The organism is Streptomyces griseofuscus (assembly GCF_014673495.1).
GTDB lineage: Bacteria > Actinomycetota > Actinomycetes > Streptomycetales > Streptomycetaceae > Streptomyces > Streptomyces murinus.
Genome location: NZ_CP051006.1, coordinates 6754379 through 6771635, shown reverse-complemented (window position 1 = coordinate 6771635; position 17257 = coordinate 6754379). Strand labels below are relative to the sequence as shown.

The 17257-nt window shown below is 73.1% G+C and carries 16 protein-coding genes and 1 pseudogene; 7 read left to right on the top strand and 10 right to left on the bottom strand.

Features of this window, described 5'->3' with window-relative positions:
- Positions 1 to 7: 7 nt before the first annotated feature.
- The 3 genes and pseudogenes from HEP81_RS30815 (at position 8) to HEP81_RS30805 (ending at position 2799) form a co-directional block, all read left to right on the top strand.
- Positions 8 to 694, top strand: a complete 687-nt coding sequence (locus HEP81_RS30815) for a DUF4232 domain-containing protein (RefSeq protein ID WP_037651176.1) — start codon at positions 8 to 10, stop codon at positions 692 to 694.
- Positions 622 to 1182, top strand: a pseudogene (locus tag HEP81_RS30810) (VOC family protein); the annotation flags it as partial. The gene HEP81_RS30815 and the pseudogene HEP81_RS30810, both read left to right, overlap by 73 nt.
- A gap of 297 nt (positions 1183 to 1479) precedes the next feature.
- On the top strand, positions 1480 to 2799 hold the full coding sequence (locus tag HEP81_RS30805) for an MFS transporter (RefSeq protein WP_037651177.1): 1320 nt from the start codon (positions 1480 to 1482) through the stop codon (positions 2797 to 2799).
- Between the two features lie 325 nt (positions 2800 to 3124).
- Here HEP81_RS30805 and HEP81_RS30800 read toward each other — a convergent pair whose 3' ends face one another.
- From HEP81_RS30800 to HEP81_RS30775, 6 genes are all read right to left on the bottom strand, one after another.
- A complete protein-coding gene (locus tag HEP81_RS30800; RefSeq protein WP_037651178.1) occupies positions 3125 to 3517 on the bottom strand; it encodes a GtrA family protein in 393 nt (130 codons plus the stop codon).
- Positions 3514 to 4464, bottom strand: coding sequence for a glycosyltransferase family 2 protein (locus tag HEP81_RS30795; RefSeq protein WP_037651179.1), 951 nt, complete (start codon positions 4462 to 4464; stop codon positions 3514 to 3516). Before HEP81_RS30795 ends, HEP81_RS30800 begins: the two co-directional genes overlap by 4 nt.
- Positions 4465 to 4499: 35 nt before the next feature.
- Positions 4500 to 7085: a YfhO family protein gene (locus tag HEP81_RS30790; RefSeq protein WP_037651181.1), complete on the bottom strand. Its 2586-nt coding sequence runs from the start codon at positions 7083 to 7085 to the stop codon at positions 4500 to 4502.
- A 225-nt stretch (positions 7086 to 7310) separates the two neighbouring features.
- Positions 7311 to 7904, bottom strand: a complete 594-nt coding sequence (locus HEP81_RS30785; protein ID WP_037651182.1) for a histidine phosphatase family protein — start codon at positions 7902 to 7904, stop codon at positions 7311 to 7313.
- Between the two features lie 73 nt (positions 7905 to 7977).
- Positions 7978 to 8421 carry a GNAT family N-acetyltransferase gene (locus HEP81_RS30780; RefSeq protein ID WP_037651183.1) on the bottom strand — a complete coding sequence of 148 codons (444 nt, stop codon included), beginning with the start codon at positions 8419 to 8421 and terminating at the stop codon, positions 7978 to 7980.
- A gap of 82 nt (positions 8422 to 8503) precedes the next feature.
- Positions 8504 to 9937, bottom strand: a complete 1434-nt coding sequence (locus HEP81_RS30775; RefSeq protein WP_172637007.1) for an aminotransferase-like domain-containing protein — start codon at positions 9935 to 9937, stop codon at positions 8504 to 8506.
- Here HEP81_RS30775 and HEP81_RS30770 point away from each other — a divergent pair.
- On the top strand, positions 9936 to 10850 hold the full coding sequence (locus tag HEP81_RS30770) for a DMT family transporter (RefSeq protein ID WP_037651187.1): 915 nt from the start codon (positions 9936 to 9938) through the stop codon (positions 10848 to 10850). The genes HEP81_RS30775 and HEP81_RS30770 overlap by 2 nt on opposite strands.
- A 20-nt stretch (positions 10851 to 10870) precedes the next feature.
- A complete protein-coding gene (locus HEP81_RS30765; RefSeq protein ID WP_037651188.1) occupies positions 10871 to 11068 on the top strand; it encodes a DUF1918 domain-containing protein in 198 nt (65 codons plus the stop codon).
- A gap of 39 nt (positions 11069 to 11107) precedes the next feature.
- Here the strand turns inward: HEP81_RS30765 and HEP81_RS30760 are convergent, their stop codons facing one another.
- Positions 11108 to 12391, bottom strand: a complete 1284-nt coding sequence (locus HEP81_RS30760) for a glycoside hydrolase family 10-like protein (RefSeq protein WP_037651190.1) — start codon at positions 12389 to 12391, stop codon at positions 11108 to 11110.
- Between the two features lie 173 nt (positions 12392 to 12564).
- Between HEP81_RS30760 and HEP81_RS30755 the strand changes: the two genes are divergently transcribed.
- Both HEP81_RS30755 and HEP81_RS30750 read left to right on the top strand, forming a co-directional pair.
- Positions 12565 to 13425, top strand: a complete 861-nt coding sequence (locus tag HEP81_RS30755; protein ID WP_037651192.1) for a 3-hydroxybutyryl-CoA dehydrogenase — start codon at positions 12565 to 12567, stop codon at positions 13423 to 13425.
- A 195-nt stretch (positions 13426 to 13620) separates the two neighbouring features.
- Complete coding sequence (locus tag HEP81_RS30750) at positions 13621 to 13881, top strand: hypothetical protein (protein ID WP_037651194.1); 261 nt, start codon at positions 13621 to 13623, stop codon at positions 13879 to 13881.
- Positions 13882 to 13907: 26 nt separating this feature from the next.
- On the opposite strand, the gene HEP81_RS30745 is transcribed toward HEP81_RS30750, so the two are convergent.
- From HEP81_RS30745 to HEP81_RS30735, 3 genes are all read right to left on the bottom strand, one after another.
- Positions 13908 to 14444, bottom strand: coding sequence for an NUDIX hydrolase (locus HEP81_RS30745; protein WP_172427347.1), 537 nt, complete (start codon positions 14442 to 14444; stop codon positions 13908 to 13910).
- A gap of 65 nt (positions 14445 to 14509) precedes the next feature.
- Positions 14510 to 15850, bottom strand: coding sequence for an NsdA family TPR-like regulatory protein (locus HEP81_RS30740; protein WP_037651197.1), 1341 nt, complete (start codon positions 15848 to 15850; stop codon positions 14510 to 14512).
- Positions 15851 to 16044: 194 nt separating this feature from the next.
- A complete protein-coding gene (locus tag HEP81_RS30735) occupies positions 16045 to 17094 on the bottom strand; it encodes a PP2C family protein-serine/threonine phosphatase (protein WP_037651199.1) in 1050 nt (349 codons plus the stop codon).
- Between the last annotated feature and the right edge of the window lie 163 nt (positions 17095 to 17257).

The following is a 17257-nucleotide window of genomic DNA, read 5'->3' as shown; positions in this document are numbered from 1 at the left end:
AACCACCGTGAAGACCACCCGTATCACCGCTCTCGCCGCCATCGGCCTCGTCGCCGGCCTCTCGCTCACCGCCTGCGGCAACGACTCCGGGAAGGACACGTCCGCGAAGGGCTCCTCGGCGTCGTCCGCGCCCACGGAGTCGGCGTCGTCCTCCGCGTCCTCGGCCTCCTCGTCCTCCGGTGGCGGCTCGGGTTCCGGCGGCTCGACGGACGGTCAGTCGGCGTCGTCCTCCGGCGGGAGCGGCAAGGCCGGCTCCGGCAGCACGGGCGGCGGGACGACGACCAGCGGCAAGGTCACGTTCTGCCGGACGGCGGACCTGGCCATCGACGCCGTCGACGCCTCGCCCGACAAGACGTCCGGCAGGATCGACGTCACCATGGTCAACCGGGGTTCGACCACCTGCTCGGCGACGGGCTTCCCGGGCGTCGACATCAAGGACGCCGACCACACCTCCAGCCCTGTCGACCGCGGGCCCGCCCAGCCGCGTATCACCGTCCTCAAGCCCGGTGCCGCCGCCGTCTTCGACATCGCCTACGACATCGACTCCAGCGGCAAGAGCCTCACGTCCCCGACCGACATCCTGGTGACGCCCCCGAACGAGACCCACACCGTGGACCTGAAGTGGCCCGCGGGCGCGAAGCCGGTCAAGGGCTCCTACGTCGGTGTCCAGGTCTACCCGACGCACAACAAGTAGGAGGTGCGGCCGGCCACCCCAGGACGCCGGATTCCGCCGGGCCCGCGGGCGGCCTCGCCCGCGGGCCCGGTCGTCCTCGGCATCGGGGTCGTGCCCGTACCGGAGCCCGAACCGGCGGTGAAGAACCGTACGCACCTCGATCTCGCCACCACTTCCCCGGCCCACCAGGCGGAACTGGTCGCACACCTGACGGCACTCGGCGCGACGCCCGTCGACGTGGGGCAGGGCGAGGTGCCGTGGCCGGTGCCTCGCCGACCCTAAGGGCAATGAGTTCTGTGCGCTGGAGCCCCGGGAGGTCTACCGGGACACCGGGCCGATCGCCGCGGTGCTGGTCGACTGCGCGGACCCACGGGCCACGGCCCGGTTCTGGGGCGCGGCGACGGACTGGCCCGTGCGCGGCGTGACCGGCGACCTCGCGGTGCTGCGCTGCCCGGGGCAGGGACCCCTGCCTCGAATTCCTCCGGGTGCCCGGCCTGAAGACCGCGCCGTCTCCCGGACCTGTCTGACGGGCCCGGAGGGTCACGAGTTCCGCGTGCCCACCCGGTCCTGACCCGCTGCGTCAATCCGCTTCCGGGATGTGCCGGGTGAGGGTTAGGGTGCGTGCGGTCGGTGACCGGGGAGGGGCGAGGAATGGTCGGTCGTAAGAGCACGCGTTGACGTCGTGGCCGTGAGAACGGCCGGTCATCGCGTGCCGCCCTGAACACGCGGCACGGCGAGCTCTTCCTGCCCGCTGCCCGAGACGGTCGGCGGGACTCGTCTCCGGCTGCTCCGAGGGGTTCTCACCCGTGCCGTCCACTTCCTCTTCTCCCGCCGCCGTACCCGGTGCTCCGTCGACGCTGTGGCGCGATCGCGACTTCCGTCGGCTCTGGGTGGGCCAGACGGTCTCCCAACTGGGCGAGCACACGAGCCTGGTGGTGCTGCCGCTCTTCGCCGTCCTGACGCTCCGCGCCGGTGCCGGTCAGCTGGGCGCCCTGCGCGCCGTGGAACAGGCGCCGATCCTGCCGCTGTCGCTGTTCGTCGGTGCCTGGGTGGACCGATGGCGGCCGCGGGCGCTGATGGTTCCGGCCGACGCCGGACGGGCGCTGGCGCTGGCCGCCGTCGCGGTGGCGGGCCTGCTGGGCGGGCTCGGTCTGCCGGCGCTGTTCGTGGTCGCCTTCGCCGTCGGAGCGCTGTCCGTGTTCTTCGACGTGGCGTACCAGGCGTCCCTGGTACGGCTGGTGCCGCGCGATCAGCTGGTACGGGGCAACAGCGCGCTCGAAGGCAGCCGGTCCGCCGCGCAGATCGGCGGTCCCGCCCTCGGCGGCGCGCTGGTGACCGCGCTGTCGGCGCCGATCGCGGCCGCCACCGGGGCGTTGTTCTTCACGCTGTCGTTCCTGTCGATCCGCCGGATCGGCCGCCGCGAGTCCGCCCCGGAACGCCCGGCGCACCCGCCCCGGATCGGGCGGCACATCCATGAGGGCCTGCGCTTCGTCGCCGGTGACCCCACCCTGCGGGCCGTGTGCCTCGCCTCGGCCGCCTTCCAGTTCTTCTTCTCGGCCGTGACGACCTGCTGTCTGCTGTTCCTGCCCCGGGAGCTGCGGCTGCCGGGCACCGTCGTCGGGTCGGTGCTCGCGGCGGCGGGGCCCGGCGCGCTCCTCGGCTCGCTGCTGGCCGCCCGTCTGCCGGGCCGTTTCGGGCGGGGCGCCGTACTGCTGTCGGCGGCGGCGCTCGGTGACGGCGCGTTCCTGCTCGTGCCCGCGCTGCACGGCTCCCCCGCGGTGACGGTTCCGGCGCTGCTCGCGGTCAACGTGGTCTTCGGGACCTGCGGCCAGCTGGTGAACGTCACGCTCATGGCCGTACGGCAGGCCGTCACCCCGGACGGGATGCAGGGCCGGGCCGCCGCGACGATCAACTTCGCCGGTATGGGCCTGACCCCGCTCGGCTCCCTGCTCGGCGGCTTCCTCGCGGAGGCCTGGGGCACGCGCACCGGCCTCCTCGTGACGGCCGCGGGCATGCTGCTGTCCCCGGCCGTGATGGCCCTGTCCCAGCTCGGCCGCCTGGGCCGGACCCCGCCCGTGCCGCCGGACACCCCTGCCGCCACGGGTGCCCACGACCGCGCCCGCTGACGTCGTCGTACCGCCTCGGTATCGGTGGGACGACCGATGTGCCCGGGGTCACGGCGGATGCGGGGTTCTCCCCGGCGTCGCCGCTCGCGGTGAGCGGTGGGGTGATCAGTGCCGTCGGGGAGCGGGCGGAGGCCGCGGCTCTCGTCGGGGCCGGGACCCGGGTCGTGGAGCCGCCCGGCGGGACGCTGCCGCGGGGGATCAACGACTCCCATCTGCACGGGTGCGCCTTCGGCGGGAGCCGGGCGGGCGGTGGCTCACCGGGCACGGGCCGCCGCGTGGGGCGTCGAGGCGGACCGCTGACGTCACCGGCGCCGGACCGCCGCGATCACTTCTCGACCGCCACCCGCGGCGACGCCCCCGGCAGCATGATCCAGCGGGACACCACGAAGGTGATCGGGATCGCCGCCGCCGAGGCGAGCAGCGGGGCGAAGCGGCTGCCGGCGCCCAGGACGTCCACGATCACGTACACGCCCACCGTGGTGATCACGAAATTCGCCGCGTTGGTCAGCGGGAACAGCAGGAATTTCCGCCAGGTCGGGCGGATGCGATAGGTGAACCGCGCATTGAGGAAAAAGGATCCCACCATGCTCAGCGCGAATGCGAGAACGTGCGCGGCGAGATACGGGAGCCAGGTCAGGAAGAGCAGGTAAAGGCCGTAGTAGACGGCCGTGTTGAGCACGCCGACCACGGCGAAGGTGATGATCTGTCGCGCTATCAAGGAATGAGATCTTTCGTCCGTTCCACATTGGTCGCCTTCACCAGGAAGTGCGGGCGGCCCTTCACCTCGTAGTAGATGCGGCCGGTGTACTCCCCGATCACTCCCAGCATGACCATCTGCACCCCGGCGAGGGCGGTGACCGCGGTGATGATGGTGACATATCCGGGCGTCTGGACGCCGTGCAGGAGGGCGGCGACCACGATCCAGGCGGTGTAGAGACCGGCGCACAGCAGCAGGCTGATGCCGAGCCAGAGGGCGGCGCGCAGCGGGCGGTTGTTGAAGGAGAGGACGCCGTCCAGGCCGTAGTCGAGCAGTCCGCGCAGGTTCCAGGAGCTGCTGCCCGCCTCGCGCACGGCGTTCTCGTAGGCGAAGGTGGTGCTGGGGAAGCCGACCCAGGCGAACAGGCCCTTGGAGAAGCGGTTGTACTCGGTCAGGCCGAGCACTGCGTCCACCACCCGGCGGGACAGCAGCCTGAAGTCCCCGACCCCGTCCATGAGTTCGACGTCGACCAGGCGGTTGACGAGTCGGTAGTACAGGCGGGCGGTGAGGGTGCGGGTGAGGCGGTCGCCGGTGCGGGTGCGGCGCGCGATGACCTGGTCGTAGCCCTGTTCGCGCAGCCGGACCATGCGGGCGATCAGCTCGGGCGGGTGCTGGAGGTCGGCGTCCATGACGACGACCGAGTCGCCGGAGGCGTGCCGCAGCCCGGCCAACAGGGCTGCTTCCTTGCCGAAGTTGCGGCTGAAGGAGACGTAACGCACCCGCTGGTCGCGTTCGGCGAGGCGTTCGAGGACGGTGAGGGTGCGGTCGCGGCTGCCGTCGTCGACGTACACGAACTCCATGTCGTGACCGAGCGGCAGCAGTTCGTCGGCGATCTTCTGGACGGCTTGGTGGAAGCGTTCCAGGACGGCTTCCTCGTTGTAGCAGGGCGCGACGATCGATATCAGCATGGCGGAGGTCCCCCAGGGGCGCGGTCGGATCGCGGTCAGGGCGCGGCTGTCACGCGCTCGCGCGGTGCCGGTGGTGTGGTCGGGGCGGGTGCCGGCAGGCGTCGGCGGCGGACGGCGCTCGCGGCGGTGAGCAGCAGGAGTGCCGCGAGCGAGGCGAAGCCGACGGCCGTGCCGAGGCGGAGGCCGGGTGGGTGGAAGGTGCAGGTCAGGCTGGTCTCGGTGCCGTCAAGGGGGACGGCGATCAGTCCGTGGTACCTCCGGGCGGGGCGGGTCGGTCCGGCCCCCGTGGCGCAGCGCCAGCCGGCGATGCGGGGCGCGGCGAGGACGGCGAGTCCCTGGCTTCCCAGAGGGAGTTGGGCGTGCACGGTGTCGTCCGCGACGGTGACCGAGGTGGCGCCGGTGGCCTTGAGACGGGCGGCGGCCGTGCTCAGCCGGGCGGTGTCCAGGCAGCCGACGGCGCCGGGCGGGATACGGCCGGGCCGGTCGGGGACGAGGTCGATCCGTACCTGCCCGGAGGCGGGGGCGCGGCCCAGCGGCTCCATGGCGGCCAGGGCGCGCCCCTGGTCGTAGTGGAACGGGACGGCGCTCCCCGTGCCCCCGGCGAGCCGGGCGGTGCCGGAGAAGTGCGGGGCGGCCAGGTAGACCTGGGTGCCGGCCGGACAGCGGGCGTTGACGGAGGGACCGGTCAGAGCGGTCCCGGAGCCGACCCGGCGGCCGGGCACGGGAGTTCCGTCGTCGCCCCGCACGGTGATCCGGGGCACGGTGTAGACGCGGCTGCCGAGCAGCAGTTCCTGGTTGCGGTACGGCGAGGAGCCGAAGGCGGCGTGATCGGGGCGGGCCCGCACGGTCACCAGGGGCGGCACGTCCCGCCGGGTGACGGTCGGCGCGGCGGTTTCCTCGGGCAGGTGGGTCAGGTGCGGGTCGGGCGGGCTGTGCACCCGGGCGCCGACGGAGAAGAGCACGTCCGTGACGGCGTTGTCGAGGCTCTGCACGCCCCGGCCGCCCGAGGTCCAGCCGCCGCCGAGGGCGGTGAGGGTGCGGGTCAGGACGTCGGAGGTCAGGCTGCTGTAGTAGCCGGCGCCCTGTCCGCCGACCGCCAACGGGTCGTTGGCGACGGTCTGTTCGCGGCCGGGGTCGGTGCGGTAGCGGGGCCAGCCGTCGGCGCGGGCGATCGCGGCGGCCTGGAGCCGCTGCCGCTCGCCCCAGGGCGCGTAGTCGTCCAGGTGCTTGAGGCGCAGCCCGCTCGCCACGGCGGCACTGGCGGCGCTCTCCCCCGTCTGCGCGCCGAGCAGCACCAGCACGGCCAGTACGGCGAGCCGGCCGCGCCGACCGGGCTGTCCGCGCTGATCGCTGCGGCGCAGCAGGAGGAGTCCGGTGAGCGCCCCGGCGGTGCCGAGCAGGAGCACGGGCCAGGTGTGCGCGTGCACCAGGTTCGTGCGGCTCGCGGCGGCGGTGGACAGGGCGAGCAGGGCCCCGGCCGCGCCGAGGGCGGGCAGCCCCGGCGGGCCGTACGACAGCGCGTGCCAGGCGGCGATGACCAGCAGCCCGCACAGCACGAAGCTCTGCCGGTAGGAGCTGCCCTGCGGGACGGCGAAGGCGTGCCAGGCCAGGCTGGTGGGCGCCCATTGCAGGGAGAGGGCCACCAGGAGCACCAGCGCGGTCCAGCCGGCGCGGACACGGCCGGGGACGGCCCGGTGGAAGGGCAGGGCGAGGGCGAGGAGCAGGGCGGTGGTGCCGACGTAGAGCGCCGGGGAGCTGTAGTCGTACGTCGCCGGGAGCAGCCGGGCCGGCAGGTTCTCGGCCGGGACCGGATGGAACCGGGCGAGGCGGCCCGGGTAGGCGTGCTCGGTGCCCAGGTAGACGACCGCGAGCAGCGGGGCGGCCAGGCCCATGCCGAGGACGACGGTGAGCACGGCGCGACCGGCGGCGGCCAGGGCCTGCCGGCGCGGTGGGGCGGCGAGCGACAGCCGTACCAGCAGTACGAGTCCGGCGCCGAGGGTGGCCATGTAGGCGGTGTAGAAGTTGGCGCTCCAGGCGAGCGCGACGATCAGCACCCCGGGGATCCGGTGCCGTCCGGCCAGGGCCCACTCGCCGACCAGGCAGAGCAGCGGCAGCGCGATCAGCCCGTCGAGCCACATCGGGTTGTAGTCGGCGGCGAGCGTCCAGCCGCACAGCGCGTATGACGCTCCGAGCAGCGCCGCCGCCCACCAGCGGCCGGGCCGCAGCCGGAGCAGCAGCCAGGCCATCGCGGCGGCGGCGCTCGCGATCTTCAGGACGGTGATCGCGTACACCGCGAGGTCGATCCGGTCGCGCGGGAAGAGCGCGACCAGCGGTGCGAACGGGCTGGAGAGATAGGTGCCGAAGTCCGGCAGGAAGCTGGAGCCGTACCCGGACTGCCAGTTGACCAGCAGCCCGCCGTCGGCCCTGCCGTGCAGCAGGTCCCAGAGGTGGGCGTGCAGGGGCACGTACTGGTTGCCCAGGTCATTGACGCTGCGGGTGCGGGAGCCGAAGGGGAAGTCGCGGGCCAGCAGATCACCGGCGCACAGTGCCACGCCCGCCACGAGGGCGGCGAGTGCCGCGGCGGCCCGGCATGTCGCACCCGGCGCGGTCGTACGTTCCATCGGTCGGCAGACCCCCAGTGAATTCACCTTGGATTTCGCCAACCTAGACGGGACAGCATTCCGATCGGTTGTGCTCTCAACGGAAGTTGATGCGTTTTGCAGCGAACATCACCAGAAATTAAGGGACATGATGTCCGGCCGGGAAACTCGACCTTTCCTGCACGTTATTCACAGGCGTTTTCAAGGTGACATGACCCTGGGGGTGCCCCTGGAGCCGGGGTACCCCTAGAGCTGGGACGTCCGTACGGCCGGGCCCTCGAAGCGGAGGTTCCAGCGGCCCCGGTGGCCGGTGAGGGTGGTGGTCGACAGGGGGCGGATGTCGAGGTTCCAGTAGGTGGCGGGCGGGGCCTTCAGGGCGTAGACGAGGGCCGCGCGGATCACCGCGGGCTCGGCCACCGCGACGATCCGGGCGCCGTCGTCGGCGGGGCGGGTGTCCAGCCAGCCGCCGGCCCGGGAGATGAAGGCGAGCAGGGACTCGCCGCCGTGCGGGGTGGCGCGCGGGTCGGCGAGCCAGGCGTCCACCGCCGCCGGTTCCCGGGCCATCGCCTCGCCCAGCGTCAGCCCGCGCCAGCGCCCCATGTCGCAGTCCCGCAGCGCGAGCTGGGCCAGCGGGGCATAGCCCAGGGCGTCGCCGGTGGCACGGCTGCGCGGGGTCGGCGAGCAGTAGCGCAGCTCGGCGGCGGCCAGCGGCACCAGGTCGGCGGCGGCGCGCCGTACCTCGTCCCAGCCGGCCTGGTCCAGCGGCCGCTCGTCGTCGAACCGCTCCGCGAGCAGCGGCGCACTCCGCGCCGCGGCGACGAACGTCACCCTCAGTGGCATGCGGTGATGGTGCGGCCGTGACGGGCACAGGTCAAGGTTTTCCGCCGGTGATGCATCGGCGATGAGCGCCCGCTCACTCGAAGCGGTGGATCATCCAGGTCCCGGGGTCTTCCAGCGGTGTGAAGCCCAGCCGCTCGTAGACCCCGTGCGCGTCCGCGGTGGCGAGCAGGATGCGGCGGATACCGAAGGACGCGAGGTGGTCGCGGACACCGGCGACGAAGGCGGTGCCCACACCCTTGCCGCGCACCGAGCGGTCGACGTACACATCGGCCAGCCAGGCGAACAGCGCCCGGTCGGTGACCCCGCGCGCATAGGCGACCTGGGCGCCGGAGGCCCTGTCGTAGACCCCGAAGTTGATCGAGGACGCCATGGCCTGCTCGTGCTTCTCGCGGGTGCGGCCGCTCGCCCAGTAGGCGTCGGTCGACAGCCAGCGGTGGACCAGGTCGACATCGACGCGGGCCGTGTCGGTGGAGAACTCGTAGCCGTCGGGGAGCCGGAGCCGGGATGCGTCACTCATCCCGCGATCGTCGCAGGCCCCGGACCCGGAGGCGAGCCGTTAACTCCCGTACGACGCCCGGTCACTCCCCGTGCGCCAACCCCTACAGCACCTCGTCGCACGCCGCCCGCAGCCGCCGCACCCCCTCCGTGATCTCCCCGAGGCCCGCCACCGCCGCGAAGCTCAACCGGACGTAGGGTGCCGGGGGTTCGGCGCTGAAGTAGGGGCGGCCCGGGGTGAGGGCCACGCCCGCGCGCAGGGCGGCGGCGCTGAACGCGTCGTCGTCGGTGCCGTCCGGCAGCCTGGCCCACAGGTGGTAGCCGCCCACCGGAATGTGCGGCAGGGCGAGTTCGGGCAGCCGCAGCGCGAGCGCGCCCGTCATGGCGTCCCGGCGTTCCTTCAACTCCCCCGACAGGGTGCGCAGATGGCGGGGCCAGGCCGGTGAGCCGACCAGTTCGAGGGCGGCCTCCTGGAGCGGGCGGGGCACGAAGAAGGAGTCCACCACCTGGATGGCGCGCAGCCGTTCGAGCACCGGCCCGTGCGCGGCGAGCGCGCTCACCCGGAAGCTGGGCGAGGTCGCCTTGGTCAGCGAACCGACGTGCACCACCACACCGTCCGGGTCGTCGGCGGCCAGCGGGCGGGGCAGCGGGCCCGCGTCGGCGTGCACGAGGCGCCGTACGAAGTCGTCCTCCACGACGAAGGCGCCGGCCGCGCGGGCGATGCCCAGCACCTCGGCGCGCCGGCCGGGGGCGAGGACCGCGCCGGTCGGGTTCTGGAAGAGGGGCTGGCAGACGAACACCCGGGCGCCGGTGGCCCGGAAGGCGTCCGCGAGCAGTTCGGGCCGTACCCCGTCGCGGTCCACCGGCACCGGGACCGGGCGCAGCCCGCCCGCGCGGGCGAGGGCCAGCATGCCGGGGTAGGTGGGCGACTCGACCAGCACCGGGGCGCCGGGCGGGGCGAGCGCGCGCAGGGCGGTGGCCAGCGCGGACTGACCGCCCGCCGCGATCAGCACCCCGGCCGCGGTGACCGCGCCGCCGATCTCCCGCGCGAACCACTCGCGCAGCTCCGGCAGCCCCTCCAGCGGTGGCCGCCCCCAGGCGCCGGGCCGTCGCCCCGCGCGGGCCAGCGCCGCCGCCATGGCCCGCTCGGGCTGGAGCGAGGGGTGCGGATAGCCGCCGTTGAACTCCAGCACCCCGGGCGGCGGGGCGGCGAGCGAGACGGTGACCCCGGTGGCGTCCACCGTGCGCGGTACGAGGTCGGCGGCGCCGTCGGCGCTCAGCGCGACCTCCTGCCAGGAGGTGTCCCCGGCCGGCGCCTCCGGGGTACGCGGCCGGGCCCGGAAGGCGCCCGCGCCGGGCCGGGTGACCACCAGCCCCTCGGCGGCCAGCTGGGCGAGCGCCCGTGAGACGGTCACCGGGCTCACCCGGAACCGCTCGACCAGCGCCCGACTCGATGGCAGCTTCCCACCTGGCGAGTAGCGGTCCAGCTCCCTTCGCAGCTGTTCCGCCAGTTCACCCACACTGCTACGCTCATGCATGAAGACACAGAGTAGCGCTACTGATGCCGGACCGATAGCGGTCACCGCTCCCCGGCCGGAGCGCCGAACGCTCGGCACCGCGCTCGCCGCCCTCGGCGTCGCCGCCTTCTCCCTCACCTTCCCAGCCACCGCCTGGGGCCTGGAGGGCTTCGGCCCCTGGACGCTGGTGACCGTGCGCAGCGCCCTGGCCGCACTGGTCGCGGGCGGCGCCCTGCTGGCCCTGAAGGTACGGCCGCCCGAGCGGCGCCACCTGCGCGGCCTCGCCGTCGTGGCGCTCGGCGTGGTTCTCGGCTTCCCGACGCTGACCACGCTGGCGCTGCGCACCTCCACCACCGCGCACGCGGCCGTCGTGGTGGGCCTGCTGCCGCTGACCACGGCCGTCTGCTCGGCGCTGCGCACCGGCCATCGCCCCTCCCGCCGGTTCTGGCTCGCGGCGGTGGCGGGCGCGGTGGCGGTGCTCACGTTCACGGTGGTGCAGAGCGGGGGCGCGCTCACCGCGGCCGACGGCTATCTGTTCGCGGCCCTGCTGGTGTGCGCCGCCGGGTACACCGAGGGCGGACGGCTGGCCCGGGAGATGCCGGGCTGGCAGGTCATCGGCTGGGCGCTGGTGCTGTGCCTGCCGCTGACGCTGCCGGCCGCCGCGCTGGCGCTGTCGTACGAGCCGTACCGGGTGACCGCCCACGGGATCGCCGGACTGCTCTGGGTGGCGCTGGGTTCGCAGTTCCTCGGGCTGGTCGTCTGGTACCGGGGGATGGCGGCCATCGGGGTGCCCAGGGCGAGCCAGTTGCAGTTGGCTCAGCCCCTGCTCACACTGGTGTGGTCGGCGCTGCTGCTGGGCGAACACTTCACGGCGGCCGCTCCCCTGACCGCCGTCGCCGTGCTCGTGTGCATCGCCGTCACCCAGCGGTCGTGATCGTTGAGGAGGGCCTGTAGATGCGCGCATCCAAGGGCGACCGGCTTGTCCAGCACGGCAGGGTGGTCGGCCAACACGACCAGGAGTCCGAAGTCGTCGAGGTGATGGGTCAGGAGGGCAATCCGCCCTACCGGGTCCGGTTCACGGACGGGCACGAGGCGATCATGTCGCCGGGGCCCGACTGCCAGGTCAAACACAAGGAGGACGGGCAGCGGTAAGCACCGGGGTCCGCCGATGCCTGCGGTGCCCGCGTCGGTTCAGCGGGGCGGGCTCGCCGGTTGCGCGTAGTGGTCCGCGACCACGCGGCGCATCGCCCCGATCGGATCGTCGGCCATGTCCTGGGCGGCGAAGAAGATGTGCCCGCCCACCTGCGGACGGCGGGCGGCGAGGGTGAGGTGCCGGGTCAGCTCCGCCGGGTCCTGCCAGGCCGCGGGGCGCCCGTCCGCGCCGGACGCCCCGGCCCGGTACAGGGCCTCGCCGATATAGAGCCGTGTCCCGGTGCCCTCGGCGGTCCGCGCCCACCAGTCCAGCAGCGTCGCGTAGTCCGCGCCGCTCGCGCCGATCTCCCAGTAGAGCTGGGGCGCGATGTAGTCGATCCGGTTCTCCCGGACCCAGGTGCGGGTGTCGGCGTACAGGTCGTCGTACGTCTGCGCGCCCGCGTCCGTGTCGGAGCCGAGCGGGTCGGTGGACGCGTTGCGCCACACCCCGAAGGGGCTGATCCCGAACCGGGCGGCGGGCCGGACCCGTTTGATGCCCGCCGCCATCTCCTGGACCAGCAGGTCGATGTTGTTCCTGCGCCAGTCGGCCCGGCTGGTGAAGGCGCCCCGGTGGCGCTGGTACGCGTCGTCGTCCGCGAAACTCTCCCCGTCCTCGGGATAGGGGTAGAAGTAGTCGTCGAAGTGGACCGCGTCGACGGGGTAGCGGGCGACCGCGTCGAGCATCGCCCGCTGGACGAAGGCGCGCACCTCGGGCAGGCCCGGGTTGTAGTAGAGCTTGCCGCCGTACGGCACCGCCCAGTCGGGGTGGACGCGCGCCGGGTGGGTGGCGGCGAGGAGGCCCGGGTCGGTGTGGTTCGCGATCCGGTACGGGTTGAACCAGGCGTGCAGCTGGAGACCCCGGGCATGGGCCTCGCGCACGGCGGTGCCCAGCGGGTCCCAGCCGGGGTCGCGGCCCTGGGTGCCGGTGAGGAACTGGGACCAGGGCTCGTACGGCGAGGGCCACAGCGCGTCGGCGGTGGGCCGCACCTGGAGCAGCACGGTGTTCAGCCGGTTGCGGACCGCCCGGTCGAGATGGGCGATCAGCTCCTCCTGCTGCGCGGCGGCGGTCAGGCCGGGGCGGGAGGGCCAGTCCCGGTTCTCGACGGTCGCCATCCACACGCCCCGCATCTCGGTGGCGGCGCGCAGGCCGGTGGCGCCCTCGGCCCCGGTCCTCCTGACCGGCGGCTTGATCTCCGCGGCTCCGGTCGTCGCCGCCCCGCATCCGGTCGTGGTCAGCGCCGACAGCGTCCCGAGGGCGAAGGCCCGGCGTGAGATGGGTCCCATCGGCCACTTTCCTTGACGTTCCGGATCCGCTCGGTCACGGATGGTCTCCGTGGCCAAGAATGCCCGCACCCAGACGATCGATCATCGATACTTCGCGGTAACGTGCACGATCGGAGCAGGCGCCGAAACCCGGAGGTCTGCCAGCCAAGCCGGAGAACAGCGAAGGGGACGATGTGACCGACATCGAGCGCGTCGGAGTCGTGGGCTGCGGCCAGATGGGCGCGGGCATCGCCGAGGTGTGCGCCCGCGCGGGCCTGGACGTGAAGGTCGCCGAGACCACCGGCGAGGCCCTGGAGATCGGCCGCACCCGGCTGCACAACTCCCTGTCCAAGGCGGCCGAGCGCGGCAAGATCTCCGTGGAGGAGCGGGACGCCACCCAGGCGCGGCTCAGCTTCACCACGGACCTCGGCGAGTTCGCCGACCGCGACCTCGTGATCGAGGCGGTCGTGGAGAGCGAGGCCGTGAAGACCGAGATCTTCCAGGTCCTCGACCAGGTGGTGACCCGGCCGGACGCGATCCTGGCCTCCAACACCTCCTCCATCCCGCTGGTGAAGCTCGCGGTCGCCACCTCGCGCCCGGATCATGTCGTCGGCATCCACTTCTTCAACCCGGCCCCGGTGCAGCAGCTGGTCGAGCTGATCCCCGCGCTCACCACCTCCGAGGGCACCCTCAGCCGCGCCCAGGCCTTCGCCGAGAAGGCGCTCGGCAAGCACGCCATCCGCGCCCAGGACCGCTCGGGCTTCGTGGTGAACGCGCTGCTCGTGCCCTATCTGCTCTCCGCGATCCGGATGTTCGAGTCGGGCATCGCCTCCCGCGAGGACATCGACAACGGCATGGAGATGGGCTGCGCCCACCCGATGGGCCCGCTGAAGCTGTCCGACCTGATCGGCCTGGACACCATCGTCTCCATCGCCAACTCGATGTACGCCGAGTACAAGGAGCCGCTGTACGCCGCTCCCCCGCTGCTCCAGCGCATGGTCGAGGCGGGCCGCCTGGGCCGCAAGACGGGCTCGGGCTTCTACACCTACGGCTGATCACGCTCAGCTACCAACAGACGTGCCCGGCACCGGATTCGGTGCCGGGCACATCCGTTTCACACACCGTGTGCGCGGCGGGCCCGCAGAGCCTCATCGCACACGCTCCCCACGCGACCACCAGGCGAGTTCACTCTTCATGCGCATGCAAGGGGGTGCGGAACCCCCCGTTCGACTACGGAAAGGAGTGGACCCTTGACCGGCGATCCGGAGCATCCCGTGGTCCATGGAGAACTCGCAGAGTTACGGCGCCGACTGGACGTGGCCTACGCCCGGGTCGAGGGCGGACTCGCCCTGCTCGGTCACCGTACCGAGGAGACCGCCAAGGAGCTGGACGAGCTGAACTCCCGCATGGTCTCGCTGGAGCACACGCGCTGGCCGCTGCCCTCGCTCGCCGCGCTGACCGCGCTCGGCGCGCTCGTGGTGACCGTCTGGTCGGCCCTGCGCGCCCATTAGCCCTCGGCCGGGCGCCCCTCGGCGCGTCAGCCCTCGGCGAGCCTGAGGTGATGCAGCAGCAGTAACGCGGCCGCCATGTTGGCGGCCGGGACCTCCCCACGGGCGATCAGGTCGGGGACGAGCTTGAGGGGCACCCACTCCCGGCGGTCCGACTCGAAGTCGTCCACGGGGTGCCCGAGGTACTCGCCACGGTCGGACCAGTAGATGTGGTGCCGGGCGTCGGTGAGGCCGTTGGACGGCTCCACCGTCATCAGGTGGTGCAGGGGCCCCGGCCGCCAGCCGGTCTCCTCCTCCAGTTCCCTGGCGGCCGCGCGCGCGATGTCCTCGCCGTCCTCGACGACGCCCGCGGGCAGTTCCCAGCCCCAGCTGTCGGTGATGAAGCGGTGCCGCCACAGCAGCAGCACCTCGTTGGCCTCGTTGACGACCGTGGCGACGGCCACCGGGCGCATCCGGATGAGGAAGTGGTCCAGATGCCGGCCGTCGGGCAGCTCGACATCTGCGAGTTTGACGCTGAACCAGCGGTTTTCATACACGGGTTGTTCGTTCTGTTTCGTCCACTGCACGGTTCTGCCACCTTTCGGGGGGTAGGTGGCAATATCGCAGCAGCGGCCGTGCGCCCACAGGGCGTCTACAGGGGCACGCGCAGCGCTCCGTCGATGAGTTCGGCGGCCTCGGTGGTGCCGGGCGACCCGCAGCGCGCCAGATGTTCGCGCACCGCGCGCAGCCGGTCGCGCAGCCGCTGGGACTCCATACCGCGCGCCTGCTCGGCCATCTGCACGGCGGTGACCACGGCCTTCTCCGCGTTGCCCTGGCGCAGTTCGATGGTGCTGAGCATGGCCAGCCGGTGCACCCGGCCCCGGTCGTGGGCGGGGTTGTCCACGGCGGCCGCCGCGTGCTCCCGGGCGGCGGCGAGTTCACCCAGGCTGAGCAGTGCCTCGGCGACCTGCACATTGACCAGCCCGGGCTGTACATAGCCGGTCTCGTCGGGTTCATGGCCGCGCCGGATGCGTTCGGCGGCGCTCTCCGCCCGCCGGATGCAGGCGAGCGCGCTGCCCGCGTCGCCCAGATGCGCGTACGCCTTGGCCTGCATCGCGTACAGATCGGAGGCGAGCGCGGGGGTGATGTGCCGTCCCGCGGTGCGCAGCGCGGCCTCCGCGAAGGCCACCGCCTGCCGGAACTCCCGCATGAACAGGGACTGGTTGACCAGCAACGCTATGACATAGGCGCCAAGTCCCCGGTCCCCGCTGGCCTTCGCGAGCCGCAGCGCCTGGTGGAAGTAGCGCTGGGCGAGTCCGTGCGCGTCGGAGTCGTAGGCGCAGATCCCGGCGACGGCGACCAACCCGCCGGTGGCGCGGTGCAGTTGGCGCCCGGTGGCATCGGTGTAGCTGCCGCGCAGCAGGGGTGCCGCCTCGGCGTTGAGGAAGCCGACGATCCGGGCGCGGGTCGCGATGCCGCCGGCCTTGCGGTACATCTGCTCGTAGTGGGCACGGGCCGCGCGCAGCGTCTCGATGTCGGCCGCCGTGACCCGGTGTCTGCCGCCCCGGGACACATCGGTGTCCTCCGGCGGGTTCTCCCACTCCCATACCGGCATCACGGCGGGGGTGCCGGTGACGGCCGGGGCGCCCAGCACATGGGGGCGCTGCTGTTCGTCGGAGCGCCACAGGGCGGTGGCCCGCTCCACGAAGCCGGACAGGGTGCCGGTGGAGGCGGTGCCGGGCCGGCCGGGCACGCCGAGACCGATGTCGTCCAGGGTGACGGGGCGGTGCAGCCGGGCGGCCAGTACCTCGCAGATCAGGTCGGGCACCTGACCGCGTGGCCGCTGGCCCTTCAACCACCGCGCCACGGCGGTGTGTTCATAGCGGAGCGCGAGGCCCCGACGGCGTCCCGCCTGGTTCACATGGGCGGCGAGACCGGCGTGCGAGATCCCCGCCTCGTCCAGGATGGCGTCAAGGAGCGTGTTGGGCTGCATGGGATGACCCCCGAGTGCCTGATGCCGTCAGCGTAGTGGCCATGCCTTCACACGGGGTGTGAACCGAATGCCCGCATCCGGGGCGTGCGCGCGCTGTCGCGGAGCGTGGCCGGGCCGGTTCACTGGTGGTCCTCCTCAAGAGGCCCGCCAGGTCACCGGCTCCCCCTCCTACAGCGGTGGCCTGGCGGGAACCCTCAGCCGTGTGTGGTGGTGGCCGGTCGGGCCGGCTCCCGCGCCCTCGGCGCCGGTCCCCGCTCATTGCGCAGCACCAGCAGGGCCACGTCGTCGGTGGGGGTGCCTCCGGTGTGCCGCAGCAGCGCGGTGAAGACGGTCCGCAACACCCGCTGGGGCGAGGCCGGCTGGTCCCGTACGGCGGTGCGCAGTGCGTCGGGCAGGGCGAAGAACCGGCCCCGGGCGTCCCGGGCGTCCTCGGCGCCGTCGGTGAACAACACCAGCGACTCGGCGGGCCGCAACGGCTCGCAGCGGTGCGGGGCGAGGTCCGCGGGGAGCGGGAACGGGCCGAGCGGGGGCAGCGGTTCGGCGCGGGTCAGGGGCTCTACGGCGGTGCCGGTGAGCCGATACGGCCAGGGATGCCCGCAGTTGAGGACGCCGAGCGCGCCGTCCCGGCCGATCTCCAGGAGCAGGACGGTGACGAACTCCTCGGCGACGGGGTGGTCGAGGTCGGCGGTGCCACCGGTCGAGGGGTGTGCGGCGCGGGCCCGCTCCCGCAGATGCCGGGCCAGCGCCCGCTCCAGTCTGCGCAGTACGCCGTCGAGCCGGGCCTCGTCATGGGCGGCCTCGCGGAAGCTGCCGAGGACGGCGGCGACGGTGCCGAGAGCGTCCAGACCATGCCCGCGTACGTCTCCCATCACCACCCGCACCCCGTGCTCGGTGGCGACGGCCTCGTACAGATCGCCACCGACGCTCGCGCCCCGGTCGGCGGACAACTGGGCCGCGGCGACACCGAGTCCGTCCAGCCGCGGGGGCGGCGGCCGCAGCACCACGCCCTGCGCGACCCGCGCCGCCCGCCGGGCGAGCCGCAACTCCCGCAGCAACGTGCGCCGTACATGGACCAGCAGCCCGATGCCCACGCCGAAGAACACGACGCTGGTGGCGATACGGGCGCCGAGCCGCTCCTGGGTGGCGAGCGGGCAGCCGAACTTGTAGGCGACCGCGAGCGCGCCCCAGAGGGTGGGAAGCACGACGCCTCGCGCGGTAGGTGCCCGTGCCTTGATGCGGATCATGCCTCTGTCCCCCATGGAGAGTCCCTGACAGAGCGGACGAACCGACCCCGAAAGGCCGGTCCGATTCTGTCGACGGCATGGCCCGGGAGGACTGGATCGCCTCGCATATCCACTCGAACGAGTGAGAAAGCGCAGGTGGGAGTGCATTTATGCAGGGGGTGAC